Raw genomic sequence first — 15224 nt, forward strand, 5'->3', positions numbered from 1 at the left:
CCGGCCTCCGGATTTTCGATGTTTGGACGCTTGATCCTGGCCGCCTGACGATCGCCGTCAGCTCGCCAGAGGGATTCTGATTTCCACGTTCAGCCCATTGGCCCGGAAATCACGCTTGATCGTGCCGCGCAATTCGCGCGTGACGTTGAGGTCTATCAGCTTGGTACCGAATCCAGTCTTGGCGGGCGCTTCGAATTTCTTCTGCCCGGTTTCGCGCCAGTTGAGAGCCAGCGTCCTGTCACGCCCGCGCCCTTCGAGCGACCAGTCCACTTTCAGCGCCCAGTCCCCCTTGAGCGAATTGGCCGAATTGCCGGCTTCGCCATATTTCAGCGCATTCGTCGCCAGTTCGTGAAAGGTCAGGCCGAGCGCTTGCGTCGTGGTTTCGTCGAGCAGCACCTGCGGCCCTGACAACAGCCCTTCGGGCAGTTCCTTGCCGAACACCTGGCCGAGCTCGATACGCAAGAGATCGCCAAGATCGGCCTTCTGCCAGCGCGAGCGCGTCAGCATGTCCTGAGACGCCGCCATCGCCTGGAGCCGGGCCGAGAAGGATGCGGAAAACTCATTGACGTCGGTGGCCCGCGAAGCCGTCTGCCGCGCGATCGCCAGCACCCTGGTGATCGAATTCTTGATGCGATGCTTCATCTCCTGCAGCATCAGGTCTTTTTCGAGCAGGCTCTTTTCCGTCGTCTCGTGCAAGCGCGCCGCCGCCTCATAGGCCCGCTCCTGATAACGCGCCACCAGCGCGATGGCGCCGGCCAACAGCAGGCCGAACAGCCCCAGCATCACCGGAATGGCGCGCGACGAAGGCTGCGAGAAGGCGCTCGTCGGCCGGAACAGAACAGTCCATGGCCGCCCGGCCACAATGATCTTGCGTGTGACCAGCAGCCTGTCCCCGAAGGTCGAAGCCGGTGGCGTCTCAGACCGGAACAACAGATTGTCGCCGCTCACGGCGCCGTCGCCGTCGTAGATTTCCGTGTTGACCGGCAGCAGCGGTGACCGGCTGAGCGCGGTCTGGAACAGGTCGCGAGCTCGAAAGGCCGCATAGAGAAAACCGGCTGTGGAGGATCCGGGCGCATTGATGGCATCGGGTGCGGTTTCGACATTGAGCCGAACGAAGACGAGGAAGCCGGTGAACGTCTGCGCGGCACCGGTGTCCTGACCCAGCTGCACCAGCCCGCTGGCGTGCTGCTGGTCGTCCGACATCGCTTTTTCGATCGCCGCGCGCCGCACCGGTTCACTGAACATGTCGTAGCCGACGCTGGTCTGGTTGGAAGGATCCAGCGGCTCGAACAGCACGACGGGGGTGCGCCAGGGCTGCGTGGTATCAGGATAGATTGGATGGCTGACGCCATGGTCGTGCGGCATATCGCGTTCGATCGCCGCCTCGTCTCCAGCCCTTGCCAGCCTGAGATAGCCGATGCCGCGTAAGCCGGCAAAGTTTCTGTCGACATCGAGCGCTTTGAAGAACGCGTTGAACTCGTTGCCGGAAATATTGCCGTTGCGGGCATCGAACAGGGCCTGCGTCGAGCGCAGCAGCGAGAGGTGCAGGTCGATGCGGCTCTCGATCCGGTTGAGCGCGTCGTCGGCTGTCGCTTCGAACTTGATGCGGGCGGCCTCTTGCGTCGCGAAATAAGCAAACCCCGCCATCGTCATGCTGATCAGCGCGACGGCAATGAACGCGACGATTGGAAAAAACCTTTTCAACGGATGATGCGATCCCTGGGCATGTCGGGCCTTTATGGGCAAGTCGCCGTGCCAATACAATGGCAAGGCCAAGCCATCCTGACGGCTGGCACATCAGATGGTCCGAGACCCGGCATATTCGTCCAGCCAACTGGCATCGCTACCGGCAGGCCTCAAGCGGCGATCTTCAGCGCGCCCGGTCCGGGGATCGCGCCGGGCGGGCATTTGCCCAGAATGATCATGCCGAGCACCTCGTCCTGGGTCACGTCATTGGTGCGGGCGATGCCGACCACCTGGCCGTTCTTCATGACGCAGACCCGGTCGGCAAGTTCGAACACATCGTGGATGTCGTGGCTGATCAGGAAGATGCCGATGCCGTCGGACTTGAGCTGCTTGACCAGTTCGCCGACCTGCGCCGTTTCCTGCGGGCCAAGCGCCGCCGTCGGCTCGTCCATGATCAGGATCCTCGCGTTGAACAGGATCGCGCGCGCGATCGCCACCGACTGCCGCTGGCCGCCCGACAGCTTGATCACCGGCTCCTTGAAGCGCTGGAAGCGCGGATTGAGCCGGCCCATCACCTTGCGCGCCTCCGCCTCCATGGCAACGTCGTCGAGCGTGCCCCAGGCGGTCATCAGCTCGCGGCCGAGGAACAGATTGGCGGCGGCGTCGACATTGTCGGCCAACGCCAGCGTCTGGTAGATCGTCTCGATGCCGTATTTCTTGGCGTCGCGCGGATTGGAGATAGCTGCCTCCTCGCCATTGACGAAGATCTGGCCCGCATCGCGCTTGTAGGCGCCGGACAGGATCTTGATCAATGTCGACTTGCCGGCGCCATTGTGGCCGAGCAGCGCCACGACCTCGCCGGGGAAAAGATCGATCGAGGCGTCGTCGACGGCGCGAATGCCGCCAAAGGCGATCGAGACGTTGCGCATGTCGATCAGCGCGGTGCCGGTGGGAGCGGTCTTGTCTGCCATGATCTTGTCCTCCCTAGACGCGCTTGCGATAGACGGTATCGAGCCAGACCGCGACGACGAGCACGGCGCCGACGACGATGCTCTGCAGCGGCGAGTCGATGCCAAGCAGCACCATGCCGGACTGCAGCGACTGCATGAGCAGCGCGCCGAGCATGGCGCCGAGCACCGTTCCGGAGCCACCGGCAAGCGAGGTGCCGCCGATGACGGCGGCGGCGATCACCAGCAACTCGTCCAACGTGCCCAGCGCATTGGTCGCCGCGTTGAGGCGGGCCGACGAGATCGCCGCGCTGATCGCGGCCAGCACGCCCATGATCATGAACACCTTCATGGTCACCCAGCGCGTGTTGATGCCGGCGAGATTGGCGGCCTCCGGATTGCCGCCGATGGCAAAGACATAGCGACCGAAACGGGTGCGCTTGGTGATGAAGGTCATGACGATGCCGACCGCGACCGCCATCAGCACCGGTATGGCGATGCCGTGGGCGATGAACAGCCCGCCTTCGGGAATGGTGATGCCGTTCTGCTGCGCATACTGGCGCACGATGCCGATTGGCCACGGATAGGAATTGGCGATCCAGACGGCTCCAAGGATGGCAGCGCAGGTGACCACACCGAGGAAGGTTTCGGCCCAGACGGGGCGCAGTGGAAAGTTGAACCGTTTGCGCTGCGACCGGCCGTTCAGCAGCGCGAAAGCGACAGCCACGCAAGCGACGATGCCGATGATCCAGCTGGCGGTGGCGCCGACGGAGCCCCGCGGCCCGCCGCCCATCAGCTGGAACGTAGCGTCAAGCGGCGCGACCGTGCGCCCGTTGGTGATCAGCCATGCCATGCCGCGCCAGACCAACAGACCGCCCAGCGTCACAATGAAGGCAGGAACTTCGAGATAGGCGATGATGAAGCCCTGGAAGGCGCCGATCACAAGACCGAGCACCACGCCGGCGGCCAGGGCCACGATCCAGAGCCAGGGATTTCCAAGCTGGAAGCCGATGACGCGAATGAGGAATTCGGCTTGCGCCACGCCCATGATCATACCGATCACGCCTTCGACGGAACCGACCGAAAGGTCGATGTTGCGCATGACGATGACCAGCACCATGCCAGTTGCCATGATCGCGACCGAGGAGGTCTGCACCGACAGGTTCCAGAGATTGCGCGGCGTCAGGAACAGTCCGCCCGACAGGATGTGAATACCAACCCAGATGACCAGCAACGCACCGACCATGCCAAGCATGCGCGTATCGAGTTCGGTTGCCTTGAGAAAGCGTCCGACAGTGCTCAGTTCGGACGCACGGGCCTGGTCTGCGGGGGTATTTGCAGCAGGTAGGTTGGACGTCGTGTCGGTCATGATTTCCTCCCAACCGGCGGGCCGTCTGACGCGAATACCGGAACCAGCCTAGAAGCTATCCGCGTGATGCGGAAACACAAATCTTTTTGAGAAAACGCCGCGGCTTTTGGGCCGCGGCGTTGAGAATGCACAGAGAGCCCAGCTTTAGTTGCAGGCCGCGACGGTGCCGGCGGCGACGCCCGCGCAGACCTCGTCCTTCTTGATCCAGCCGGCGTCGATGACGACGTTGAGATTGTCCTTGGTGATGGCAACCGGGGTCAGGAACAACGACTTGACGGTGTTGCCGCCCGACGTCGTGAAGTCCTTGGCGCCTGCAATGTCGCCCATCTTCTTGCCGTCGGCCAGCTGCGAGGCGATCTCGGCGGCATTCTTGCCGAGTTCGCGCGCATCCTTCCACACCGACACGGTCTGCGTGCCGAGTGCGATGCGGTTGAGTGCTGCATGGTCGCCGTCCTGACCCGAGACCGGCACGGTGCCGGCAAGTCCCTGCGCCGTCAGCGCCGCGACGACGCCGCCGGCGGTGCCGTCATTGGCCGCAACCACGGCATCGACCTTGTTGTCGTTGGCGGTCAGGAACTGTTCCATGTTCTTCTGGGCGTTGGCGGGCAGCCAGCCGTCCGTATAGGCCTCGCCGACATTCTTGATATTGCCGCTGTCGATGGCTTCCTTGAGCACTTCCATCGAGCCGGCGAACAGGAAGTCGGCATTCGGATCGGCGCCCGAGCCCTTGATGAAGACATAGTTGCCTTCCGACTTGACCTTGAACACTTCGCGGGCCTGCATGCGGCCGACTTCCTTGTTGTCGAAGGTCAGATAGAAGACGTCCTTGTTCTCGATCAGCCGGTCATAGCCGACGACCGGAATGCCTTCGTCCAGCGCCTTCTGCACCGCCGGGCCGATAGCCGAGGCATCCTGCGCCAGGATGATCAGCGAATTGGCGCCCTGCGAGATCAGGCTCTCGACATCGGTCAGCTGCTTGCCGGGATTGGACTGCGCGTCGGCGGAGATGTACTTGTCGCCGGCAGCCTCGATCGCCGTCTTCATGGCGGCCTCGTCGGTCTTCCAGCGCTCTTCCTGGAAGTTGGACCACGAAACCCCGATGACCTTGTCCTTCGCCTGTGCGACCGACGCGAGCGTCAGCGACATGGCGACACCCGCCAGGATGGCGGCTGTGAATCTTTTCATAATATCCTCCCTGCGCCGCGTATGGCGCGACCAAACTGACCCGAAGGCCGGCACAGAGGCTCTATTTTTTCGAGCCTCGAAAAAATACTGATCCAGCGCCCGAACGCTGTCAACATCGATTCTGATGGATTTTGAGGTGCTCGCGAATTTTTTTCGAGCTCCGGAATAAATAAATGACAGAGTGGACAGCTTCTGCCAGTATTTGGCTGCGTTGCCGACAGCGTTCGAGGGGTACGGAGAACCGCGGCGACCGGGAGGACTTGAAGAGGACATGTCGGTCGGAATCCGCCACGACGATTTGCGCCGGCGCAACCGGGCGATGGTGATCGCCGCCGTACGCCGAGCCGGACAGCCGTCACGTACCGAGATCGCCGCGACCACGGGCCTAAGCCACTCGACCATATCGGCGATCTCCTCCGACCTGATCGGCGAAGGCATCCTGGCCGAAAGCAAGCCAAGCGAGGCCGCTTCGCTCAAACGCGGCCGGCCGCAGGTCGGCCTCAGCCTCAATCCGGAAGCCGCGACGGTGATGACCGTGGTGCTGTCGCTGAATTTTCTCTCCGTCGCCGTCATCGACTACGCCGGCCAGGTGATATCGGAGGAACAGCGCCGGCTGGACACGCTGACAATGCCGCGCGACGCGCTGATCGGCGAATGCACGGCAATCGTGCGGCGCCGCTTCGAAGACCCGGATCTCGACGTGCGCAGCGTCGCCCGCATCGCGTTGGCGATCCAGGGCATCACCGACACCCGTTCCCGCGCAATGCTGTGGTCGCCGATCACCCCGCACACCGACATCGCCTTCGCCGACATACTCGAAGCCGAGTTCGGCATCCCCGCCACCATGGAGAACGACTGCAACATGATGGCGATCGCGCTGCGCTGGCGCGATCCCGATCGCTACCGCGACGATTTCATCGCCATCCTGCTGTCGCACGGCATCGGCATGGGCCTGGTGCTGAAAGGCGAGCTGTTTACCGGCACCCATTCCTCGGGCGGCGAGTTCGGCCACATGATCCATCAGCCAAACGGTGCGCTGTGTCGCTGCGGGCGGCGCGGCTGCGTCGAGGCCTATGCCGGCAACTACGCCATCTGGCGCAATGCAAGGCAGATGGGCGAAGACGCGGAACCAGTCGCCGATGTCAGCGACGCCGACATGCGGGCCCTGGCGACCGCGGCACGCGAAAGGGATGGGCCCGAGCGCGAGGCCTATCGCAAGGCCGGTGAAGCGCTCGGCTACGGTCTCGGCAGCTTGTTCGCGCTGATCGATCCGGCGCCCGTTGCCATGGTCGGCGTCAGTGCCGCCGCCTTCGACTTGATCGAGCCTGCATTGCGGCAGGCCATTGCCCAGACCGCCGGCGGCCAGCACTCGGAATCGATCTCCTTCGACACCGAGCCGAACGAACTGCCGCTGATCCGCGAAGGCTGCGCGATGCGCGCGCTGACCTTTGTCGACCAGGAGATTTTTGCACCCGGCGCGCAGGCGAGAGGGAGCGTCGGAAAGAGCGTTGCGTGAGGACCAGGGTCAAAAACCAATCATTCTAAACGACCGAGTTCGACCCTGAGCGGAAGTTCGCACGCCCTCGGTTGAACTTTCATACCCAGCCCTGGTGGTCATTGACCGTGCCTGAGGAGATTGCGCGGCCCGTAACATCTACCGCTCGGTGAAAGCGCGAGCGAAGGAATCAAGCATCGGCCGTGCGAGATACTCGAAGAAAGTCCGGTCGCCAGTTCTGATGAACGCCTCTACCGACATTCCGGGGTAAAGCTGCTCCGCTTTCACGCCGGGCGGCAGGTCGGCGGCAATCTTCAGCTTGGCGCGGAAATAGGGTTCATGCGTAGCCTCGTCGATGAGCCGGTCCGCGGAAACTTGGGTCACGATGGCTGAAATCTCAGGGGTGAGCCGCATGTTCAACGCGGACAATCGCAATTTTGCCGGCTGGCCGATACGAACCTGATCGATGTCTTTCGGCGGCAGCCGTGCATCGACTATCAGGCCCGATGCCGTAGGCAGGATCTCCATGATCTTTTCGCCTGGGGCAATCACGCTGCCCTTGGCATTGTAGGTGGACGACACCACGATGCCCGCTGCCGGTGCCTTGATCGTCGTCCGCCGCAGCACTGCCTCGGATGCGCGCATCTGTTCGTCAATATCGGCCAGCGAAGAACGCACCTCGTCGAGCCTCGTCAGGGCTTCCTCCACGCGTTGCGTGGTCAGGCGCTCGATCTGCTCCTGGGCTTCGACGATCTCGGTGTTGGCCGATGCGAGATTTGCCTCCAGCGCCCCTGCCTGCCCGACGAGATCGGCCTCGCTGCGCAAAAGCTGCGAATATTCGGTGCGATTGGTGAGGCCTTTGTCCAACAGGCTGGTCTTGATGCCGAGTTCTTTCTTCACGACTTCGGCCTGTTGCTGAATGGCCTGTTTCTGGGCCTGCAATCCCACGACCGACTGGCGATGCATGGCAACCCGTTGCCTGAGGATCGATTGTTCCGATCGAAACCGGGCGAGCCTGGCGTTGAATTCCTTCTGCTGTTCTTGAACCAGAGTCTCGAAATCGTGCTGGAACGGTGGTGGCGCAGCCTCCGTGATTGGCGCAAGCCGGTCCAATCCGTCGCGCTCCGCCTTCAGCCGCGAGGCGCTGGCCTTGAGCGCGACAGACTGCCTCGCCAGTCGGTTGAGCTCGGCTTGCGCGGCTGTTCGATCCAGTATGATCAGATCCTGGGCCTGTTGCACGCGATCGCCTTCATGAACCAGCAATTCCTGGATGATGCCGCCTTCGGGATGCTGAATGAGAATGTTGCCGCCCGTCGCCGAGATCGTGCCTTGCGTGATCACCGCTCCGGACAATGGTGCACTGACCGCCCAATAGCCAAGGCAACCCACCAATATTGCTATTGCCGCGTATCCGGCGAATGCCACCCGCCGGATGTCGGTGCGTGCTTTGCCTTCCCAGACAAGACTCTGTGCTGCCATCTTCTAGGATCCAAAGCGGACGCTATGAGGGGTGCTGCGGATCGTCGTGGCAAAAGACCCTGTCACCACCGTGTCGCGCTGTGGGGGAAGGCCGTTACCGGCAATCGACCGCCGCAATACGTCGCCGCTTGGACCGAAGGCTTCGATCACTCCACCGCGCAGAAGCATCACGCGGTCGCAGGCCGCGGCGATCGAGGGACGGTGCGTTATCAGGATTGTCGTAACGCCCGCCGCTTTCGCGGCGGCAAGCGCCCCTTCAAGCGCCGCTTCGCCGCTGCCATCGAGATGGGTACTGGGCTCGTCCAGAACCAGAATACGCGGATTGCCGTAGAAGGCGCGCGCCAGCCCGATCCTTTGGCGTACGCCGCCCGACAGTGTTCTGTCCGACGGACCTATTCTGGTCTGATAGCCGTCTCGCTGCTCCAATATCAGCTCATGCGCCTGGGCATTCTTTGCCGCTTCGACGATCGAGGTGTCACTTGCATCGGGTTCAAAGCGGGCGACATTTTCCGCGATCGATCCGGGAAAGAGTTCCACCTCCTGAGCGAGGTATCCGATATGACGGCCAAGCTGCTTCTCGTTCCAGGTTCTGAGGTCGGCGCCGTTGATCCTGACGCAGCCGCTAGTCGCTTGGATCGCACCGACAAGCAATCTTGCCAGGGTGGACTTGCCGGCTCCGCTTGGACCTATTATCGCAACCGCTTCGCCGGCGCCGATGTGGAAGTTCAGTCTCTTGATGATGGGTTCGGTGCCGGGCGTGGCGTTCGGCGCGACAAAGATCAGGTCCTGCACGACGATTTCGCCCGACGGATCCGGCAATGTCAGTTTTTGCGTTTGTGCCGGATGGGCGGAAAGCGCCTTGTCCAACCGCTTCCACGATCGTCTGGCGTCGACGATCTGGCGCCATGAACCGATCAGTTGGTCGAGCGGCTGCAGCGCGCGGGACGACACCAGGGAAGACGCGAAGATCATCCCGGCCGTCATCTTCCCTTGCAGCACGAGCCATGCTCCGACACCCAGTATCGCCAGCTGAAGCATCATGCGTACGGCTCGCGACGTTCCGCTGAAAATCGCGTTGGCCATGGACGAACGGTCATGAAGAATTAGCGCCTCCGCCACGTGCCTACCCCAGACGCGCGTGGCGTTTTGGACCATGCCCATGGCGAGCAGCGTCTCCGCGTTGCGGGCAAAGGCCTGCTCCGACAGGCTGGCGACAGCCGAACGTTCCGCGGACAAAGCGTCGTTCCTGCCGACGGCAAGCTGATTTGCCACGACCAGCGCAAGCAACATCGCAACTCCTGTCAGCGTAAGCCAAAACAGAAAAGGATGGATGAGGTACAGCAGGGCGAGGAAGAACGGAGCGAACGGCAGGTCGAACAAGACCGCCGCGCCGCGTGACCTGATGAAGGCGCATACCGAGGCAAGGTCGCGCAGTGGAGACGGAGCTGCGCCGCCGGCGTACTTAGCCTCAAGCGAGACGGCGAATGTCCTCGCGCCCAATCTGTTGTCGACCGTGGCTGCAACGCGCTGTGTGTAAACGGAGCGGACCGTATCGAGGAGACCGAGAAAGGCGAGCGCGAGAACCGCGATAGCAGAGAGGTAGAAAAGCGTCTCGACGCTGGAGGACAGCAGGACGCGGTCATAGACCTGCAAGAGATAGAGGGGGATCACCAATAGCAGGATGTTGATGAGGAACGAGAAAGCACCGACATCTACGATGGCGCGCCTCAAGACTGCCCGCAGGCCAGACTGTGCAATCATTCCCGCGCTCCAACGGCTCATGGCCCCAACGTGAGGGCGTCGCTTAGACCGAATGGTCGGGCGCGATGTCCAAGGGGTGGTGCTGCAGGTCGTCCAGCGTATAGGCGCGGATGTAGTCGATTTTCATCTCCGCCGGCGTCGCCAGATGGTCAGGAGGCTGGCCGGCAATGCCGCCCACCGCGAGATTTGCCAATATGTACATGGGGTCGTGCATGTCGGACGGCGTTGCCGCTTGGGCGACCTTTACACCATCGTAGGTCCAGACAAGCTCATCCTTCGTCCAGAGCAGGCCATAGGTGTGGAAACCGTCGGTGTCCGCAACATTCACCGTGGACGAAACCTTCGTGTGCGCTCCCGTCTCATTGGTATGCGCCGTCATGTAGAGCGTGTTCAGATCCTGGCCGCGCGTTTCGACAACGTCCAGCTCCGGCGGCCACGATCCGTCTTCCGGAAGCAGCCAGAAGGCCGGCCATGCTCCGGCTGTTTCGGGCAGGTCCGCCCGCATTTCGAAATAGCCATAGGTTTGCGCGAAGGTGTCGTGCGTCGTCAGGATCCCCGAGGTGTATTCATAATTGTTGATCAGAGGCTTGATGTCCTCCGGCGCCTGCGCCGCGGTGATGGTGAGGACGCCGTTTTCAACGCTGAACGGGTGGACGGAACTCGTCGGGCCATAATTGGCGTCGACATACCATTGCAGTTCGCCATTGCCGCTCAATGTGCTGCCGTTCGGCGCTCCCCACCAGAAATTGGAATTCCAGGTGCCGTCCTGTCCGTTCCGAAGGCTCAGCGTGTTAAATTCGTCGGAGAAGGACAGCGTCATTCCGGACTTGTCTATCGGCAGCTCGAACTGGGTGGGCTGCAACTTGTCGATGGTCGTATTCTTGAACACCAGGATCTCGTCGGATCCGAGGTTCAGCATCACGTTCGATTCCACCTGAACCATCTGTGAACGGACGGCATCGAACGAAGTGAAGTCATAGCCGTTAAGGCGGACCGTATCGGTCGCACCGAAATCGAAGATAAGATCACTTCCATTTCCTTTAGAGATGGCGAAAGTGTCGGCGCCGTCTCCGCCGATCAGGACATCGTCGCCCTTGCCGCCATCCAGCGTCTGACGACCCGACCCGCCCTTGATGATGTTGTCCAACGCATTTCCGAACGCATATCGATTGGCGCCAGTAACGACGAGGTTCTCGAAATTGTCGGGGAGCTTGTAGCTCATCCATGTGTCGATCGTGTCGATTCCTGCCCCAGGATCCTCGACCACCTTATTGTTGGTGGAATAGAGGTGATAGTAGTCGTCGCCGGCGCCACCGTAGATCGTGACCTTGACGCCGGTGTCTCCCCAGAAGGAGTCGTTGCCGGAGGTGCCATGCAGTTCCGGTCCAGACCCAGTGGCCGAGAACCAATGAGTGGAAGCGCCGGTGTAGGGAAGAGGGACGCCTTTGGCGTTTACGACGGTGCTCATCAGAAATCCTTCCTCATGGTATTCGACCTGGTGAAATCATTCGATACGAGTCCCAGCGACTGCTTCCCAAGCAACGTTGCAACGGATGAAATAGTTCCAGGGAATCGTCATCCGATCCGAGATAATATTGACCATTCGGCGCACATACACTGAATAAAGAGAAGGAATCCGTCCTCCGTCAAAAATGTAATTTTAATAAAATTCTATATTTATGTGAAAGTCGCGTGCTTTGACGGATATAGATACATGCATTAGTTCAAACCTCGCTAGAAGGAGCACGATTTGGAGGGCAGAGTTTTACGGGCAAAATGGCGATTATGACCGACTAATCGCGAACCGTTCTTCCCGCGGCCAGCCGGACACAACAGCAGTTTGAGAGATCGCAGAGCAATCGAGTTGTGAAGGGACCGACCAGTTAGCCACGCACAATCAATTCCAGCATGGCTCACTCCGCTGCGGACGTTTCGCTGCGACCGGGCAACGAGCGCGAAGGGTCGGTTAAAGATTTCAATCCCGCCTGCTTGAATGTCCGCCACCGCATTTTGGATGCCAGAAGCCGCCTGTCGCCTTGGCCCAAATGCGGTCATTCGAAAACTGATGGGATGACCGCATTTGGGCGCCACATGCTCGTTCTCCACCGATGAGACGAATGCAACATTCCACCCTTCGCGGCCGTTGGCGACCGCCTGCTGACCGAGTTTGAACCTGGGTTCCGATTTATCGGGATGGGATGGGAATTAATCTTCCCTGATCGCGTAGCCTGCACCTCGAATGGTGCGGATGACGTCGGGCATGCGGCCGTTGTTGACCGCCTTGCGCAGCCGGCCGACATGCACGTCCACCGTGCGTTCGTCGATGTAGATCGTCTCACCCCAGACATTGTCGAGCAGCTGGCTGCGCGAGAACACGCGGCCGGGATGGCGCATCATGAATTCGAGCAGGCGGAATTCGGTCGGCCCGAGCCGGATCTCGCTCTTCTTGCGATAGACCCGATGCGATTCTCGATCGAGCACGATGTCGCCGACCTTCAGCACGCTGGACAGCACTTCCGGCTTGGCACGGCGCAGCAGCGCCTTGACCCTGGCCATGAACTCCGGCGTCGAGAAAGGCTTGACCAGATAGTCGTCGGCGCCGGTCGAGAGGCCGCGCACGCGGTCGCTCTCCTCGCCGCGCGCGGTCAGCATGATGATCGGCAGCCGCTCGGTCTCGGGGCGCATTCGCAGGCGTCGGCAGAGTTCGATGCCGGAAACCGCCGGCACCATCCAGTCGAGCACCAGAAGGTCAGGCACGTTCTCCTGCAGCCGGATCTCGGCCTCGTCGCCGCGCGTCACCACCTCGACCTGATAGCCCTCGGACTCCAGATTATAACGGAGCAGCACGCCTAGCGGCTCCTCGTCCTCCACCACCATGATGCGTGGCGCGATCATCGGCTGGTCACCCCTGTCGTCATGCCGCCGGCGCGGACATTGTCGTCTCGTCCTGCTTCGGACGATTGGCCGGCAGCTGCGTGCCGGTCAAAACATAATAGGCATTTTCCGCGATGTTGGTGACGTGGTCGCCGATGCGCTCGAGATTCTTGGCGCAGAACAAAAGATGCGTGCACGCGGTGATGTTGCGCGGGTCTTCCATCATATAGGTGAGAAGTTCGCGGAACACGGAGGTGTATTTGACGTCGATGCGTTCGTCGTCGGCACGCAGTTTCGCCAGCGCGGCGGCGTCACGCGCCGCATATTCCTCGATGACGCCCTGCACCTGGATCAGCACCAGTTGTGCCATTCCATCGATCGAGTGCGAAAGGTCGCGCGGCGTAACGCTGAGGCCGACAGTGCCGACGCGCTTGGCGATGTTCTTGGCAAGGTCGCCGATGCGTTCGAGATCGCCGGCCATGCGGATCGAACCGACGACATGGCGCAGATCGTCGGCCATCGGCTGCCGCTTGGCGATCAGCGTGATGGCGCGGTCGTCGAGCTCCCGCTGGCGCGCGTCCATGATCGCGTCGTCGGAGACGACGCGCTGTGCCAAGGCGTTGTCGGAATTCAACAGCGCCTTGGTCGCACCGCCGACCATCGAGCTGGCGAGATCGCCCATGTCGCTGATCAGCTTGCTGATCTGACCGAGATCCTCGTCGAAAGAAGCGACTGTGTGTTCGCTCATGATCCTGTTCCTCGTATGCCTGAGCTCAGCCGAAGCGGCCGGTGATGTAGTCCTGCGTGCGCTTCTCGCGGGGCGACGTGAAGATCTTCTCGGTGCGGTCGAACTCGACCAGCTCGCCCAGATACATGAAGGCCGTCTGCTTCGACACGCGCGCCGCCTGCTGCATGTTGTGGGTGACGATGACGATCGTGTAGTCGGCTTGCAACTCGTCGATCAGCTCCTCGATCTTGGCGGTTGACAGCGGATCGAGCGCCGAGGCGGGCTCGTCGAGCAGGATGACTTCCGGCTTCACCGCCACGGTACGGGCGATGCAGAGCCGCTGCTGCTGGCCGCCTGAGAGGCTGAGGCCGCTGGCGTCGAGCTTGTCCTTGACCTCGGTCCAGAGTGCCGCGCGCTTCAGCGCCTGCTCGACGCGGCCGTCCATCTCGGACTTGCTCAGCTTCTCGTAGAGCCTGATGCCGAAAGCGATGTTTTCATAGATCGACATCGGAAATGGCGTCGGCTTCTGGAACACCATGCCGATCTTGGTGCGCAGCAGGTTGAGGTCCTGCGAGCGGTCAAGAACGTTCTGGCCGTCGAGCAGCACCTGACCTTCGGCGGTCTGCCTGGGATAAAGCTCATAGATGCGGTTGAAGACGCGCAGCAGCGTCGACTTCCCGCAGCCCGAAGGCCCTATGAAAGCGGTGACGCTGCGCTCCGGCAAGGACAGCGTGATGTCCTTCAGCGCCTTCGACTGGCCGTAGTAGAAGTTGAGGTTCTTGACCTCGATCTTGGCCTTGGCGGTGGCCTCGGCGGCGATCGTCATGTCTGGAGACAACATCTGGCTCATTTGTCCTCTCTGCGTCCGGTCAGGCTGCGCGCAACGATGCTGAGCGCGAGAACCGTCAATGTGATGATAAGTGCGCCGGTCCAGGCCAGTTGCTGCCATTCCTCGTAAGGGCTGAGAGCGAACTGGAAGATGGTGACAGGCAGGCTGGCCATCGGCGCGTTGAGATTGCTCGACCAGAACTGGTTGTTCAGCGCCGTGAAGAGTAGTGGTGCAGTCTCGCCGGAGATACGGGCGATCGACAGCAATATGCCAGTGACAATGCCGGAAAGCGCGGCGCGGTAGGCGACCGACTTGATGACCACCCAGCGCGGCGCGCCGATCGCGGTGCCGGCTTCGCGCAGGGCGTTCGGCACCAAATTGAGCATGTCTTCGGTGGTGCGCACCACAACCGGAATGACGAGGATGGCGAGCGCGACAGCACCGGCGATTGCCGAGAAATGCCCCATCGGCCGCACCATCAGTTCGTAGACGAACAGGCCGATGATGATCGACGGCGCCGACAGCAGGATGTCGTTGATGAAGCGCACCACGGTGGTCAGCTTGGAAAAGCGACCGTATTCGGCCATGTAGGTGCCGGCCAGCACACCGATTGGCGTGCCGACGATGACGGCGATGATCGTCATGACCACGCTGCCGTAAATGGCGTTGAGCAGGCCGCCGGCGTCGCCGGGAGGCGGCGTCATCTGCGTGAAGACGTCAAGGGACAGGCCGGCGGCGCCCTTGTAGACCAGCGCGCCGAGGATGAGCGCCAGCCAGGCAAGTCCGATGCCCGCCGCGGTGACGCACAGCGTCATCATCACGGCATTCTTCCTCTTGCGGCTCTGGTGAAGCGATGTGGCTGTCGACATCGG

The 15224-nt window shown here is 61.7% G+C and carries 12 protein-coding genes; 1 reads left to right on the forward strand and 11 read right to left on the reverse strand.

The window, feature by feature from the left end; all coding sequences use genetic code 11:
• Positions 1 to 57 precede the first annotated feature (57 nt).
• From NKH02_RS13180 to xylF, 4 genes are all read right to left on the reverse strand, one after another.
• Positions 58 to 1704, reverse strand: a complete 1647-nt coding sequence (locus NKH02_RS13180; RefSeq protein ID WP_352871882.1) for a CHASE domain-containing protein — start codon at positions 1702 to 1704, stop codon at positions 58 to 60.
• A gap of 152 nt (positions 1705 to 1856) precedes the next feature.
• Positions 1857 to 2657: an ATP-binding cassette domain-containing protein gene (locus tag NKH02_RS13185; RefSeq protein WP_352879226.1), complete on the reverse strand. Its 801-nt coding sequence runs from the start codon at positions 2655 to 2657 to the stop codon at positions 1857 to 1859.
• 13 nt (positions 2658 to 2670) lie between these two features.
• Positions 2671 to 4002 (reverse strand): sugar ABC transporter permease, encoded by a 1332-nt coding sequence (locus tag NKH02_RS13190; RefSeq protein ID WP_352879227.1) that lies wholly within the window; start codon positions 4000 to 4002, stop codon positions 2671 to 2673.
• Between the two features lie 144 nt (positions 4003 to 4146).
• Positions 4147 to 5187, reverse strand: a complete 1041-nt coding sequence (gene xylF / locus NKH02_RS13195; RefSeq protein WP_352879229.1) for a D-xylose ABC transporter substrate-binding protein — start codon at positions 5185 to 5187, stop codon at positions 4147 to 4149.
• 271 nt (positions 5188 to 5458) lie between these two features.
• Here xylF and NKH02_RS13200 point away from each other — a divergent pair, with 271 nt between their 5' ends.
• The gene (locus NKH02_RS13200; protein ID WP_352879231.1) at positions 5459 to 6703 is read left to right on the forward strand and encodes an ROK family protein; all 1245 of its coding nucleotides are present in this window, start codon (positions 5459 to 5461) and stop codon (positions 6701 to 6703) included.
• Between the two features lie 138 nt (positions 6704 to 6841).
• On the opposite strand, the gene NKH02_RS13205 is transcribed toward NKH02_RS13200, so the two are convergent.
• The 7 genes from NKH02_RS13205 to pstA all read right to left on the reverse strand — a co-directional run bounded on the left by NKH02_RS13205 (position 6842) and on the right by pstA (position 15221).
• Complete coding sequence (locus tag NKH02_RS13205; RefSeq protein WP_352879233.1) at positions 6842 to 8161, reverse strand: HlyD family type I secretion periplasmic adaptor subunit; 1320 nt, start codon at positions 8159 to 8161, stop codon at positions 6842 to 6844.
• Positions 8162 to 8164: 3 nt separating this feature from the next.
• Positions 8165 to 9922, reverse strand: a complete 1758-nt coding sequence (locus NKH02_RS13210; RefSeq protein ID WP_352879235.1) for a type I secretion system permease/ATPase — start codon at positions 9920 to 9922, stop codon at positions 8165 to 8167.
• A gap of 43 nt (positions 9923 to 9965) precedes the next feature.
• Positions 9966 to 11390: an endo-1,3-1,4-beta-glycanase EglC gene (gene eglC / locus NKH02_RS13215; RefSeq protein WP_352879237.1), complete on the reverse strand. Its 1425-nt coding sequence runs from the start codon at positions 11388 to 11390 to the stop codon at positions 9966 to 9968.
• 737 nt (positions 11391 to 12127) lie between these two features.
• Entirely contained in the window at positions 12128 to 12817 is a 690-nt protein-coding gene (phoB, locus tag NKH02_RS13220; protein WP_010911896.1) for a phosphate regulon transcriptional regulator PhoB, read from the reverse strand.
• A gap of 19 nt (positions 12818 to 12836) precedes the next feature.
• Positions 12837 to 13544: a phosphate signaling complex protein PhoU gene (phoU, locus tag NKH02_RS13225; protein WP_023757396.1), complete on the reverse strand. Its 708-nt coding sequence runs from the start codon at positions 13542 to 13544 to the stop codon at positions 12837 to 12839.
• 25 nt (positions 13545 to 13569) lie between these two features.
• Positions 13570 to 14373 carry a phosphate ABC transporter ATP-binding protein PstB gene (gene pstB, locus NKH02_RS13230; protein ID WP_352879239.1) on the reverse strand — a complete coding sequence of 268 codons (804 nt, stop codon included), beginning with the start codon at positions 14371 to 14373 and terminating at the stop codon, positions 13570 to 13572.
• Positions 14370 to 15221 (reverse strand): phosphate ABC transporter permease PstA, encoded by an 852-nt coding sequence (gene pstA / locus NKH02_RS13235; protein ID WP_352633396.1) that lies wholly within the window; start codon positions 15219 to 15221, stop codon positions 14370 to 14372. The genes pstB and pstA overlap by 4 nt, the downstream gene beginning before the upstream one ends.
• Positions 15222 to 15224 lie beyond the last annotated feature (3 nt).

Origin of the sequence: Mesorhizobium sp. M1396, from assembly GCF_040317725.1 — a bacterium.
Taxonomy (GTDB): Bacteria; Pseudomonadota; Alphaproteobacteria; order Rhizobiales; family Rhizobiaceae; genus Mesorhizobium.

Coding starts and splice junctions, on each gene's coding strand:
- NKH02_RS13185 (WP_352879226.1), bottom strand. CDS start 2,657: ATGGCAGACAAGACCGCTCCCACCGGCACCGCGCTGATCGACATGCGC.
- NKH02_RS13190 (WP_352879227.1), bottom strand. CDS start 4,002: ATGACCGACACGACGTCCAACCTACCTGCTGCAAATACCCCCGCAGAC.
- xylF (WP_352879229.1), bottom strand. CDS start 5,187: ATGAAAAGATTCACAGCCGCCATCCTGGCGGGTGTCGCCATGTCGCTG.
- NKH02_RS13200 (WP_352879231.1), top strand. CDS start 5,459: ATGTCGGTCGGAATCCGCCACGACGATTTGCGCCGGCGCAACCGGGCG.
- NKH02_RS13205 (WP_352879233.1), bottom strand. CDS start 8,161: ATGGCAGCACAGAGTCTTGTCTGGGAAGGCAAAGCACGCACCGACATC.
- NKH02_RS13210 (WP_352879235.1), bottom strand. CDS start 9,922: ATGATTGCACAGTCTGGCCTGCGGGCAGTCTTGAGGCGCGCCATCGTA.
- eglC (WP_352879237.1), bottom strand. CDS start 11,390: ATGAGCACCGTCGTAAACGCCAAAGGCGTCCCTCTTCCCTACACCGGC.
- phoB (WP_010911896.1), bottom strand. CDS start 12,817: ATGATCGCGCCACGCATCATGGTGGTGGAGGACGAGGAGCCGCTAGGC.
- phoU (WP_023757396.1), bottom strand. CDS start 13,544: ATGAGCGAACACACAGTCGCTTCTTTCGACGAGGATCTCGGTCAGATC.
- pstB (WP_352879239.1), bottom strand. CDS start 14,373: ATGAGCCAGATGTTGTCTCCAGACATGACGATCGCCGCCGAGGCCACC.
- pstA (WP_352633396.1), bottom strand. CDS start 15,221: ATGTCGACAGCCACATCGCTTCACCAGAGCCGCAAGAGGAAGAATGCC.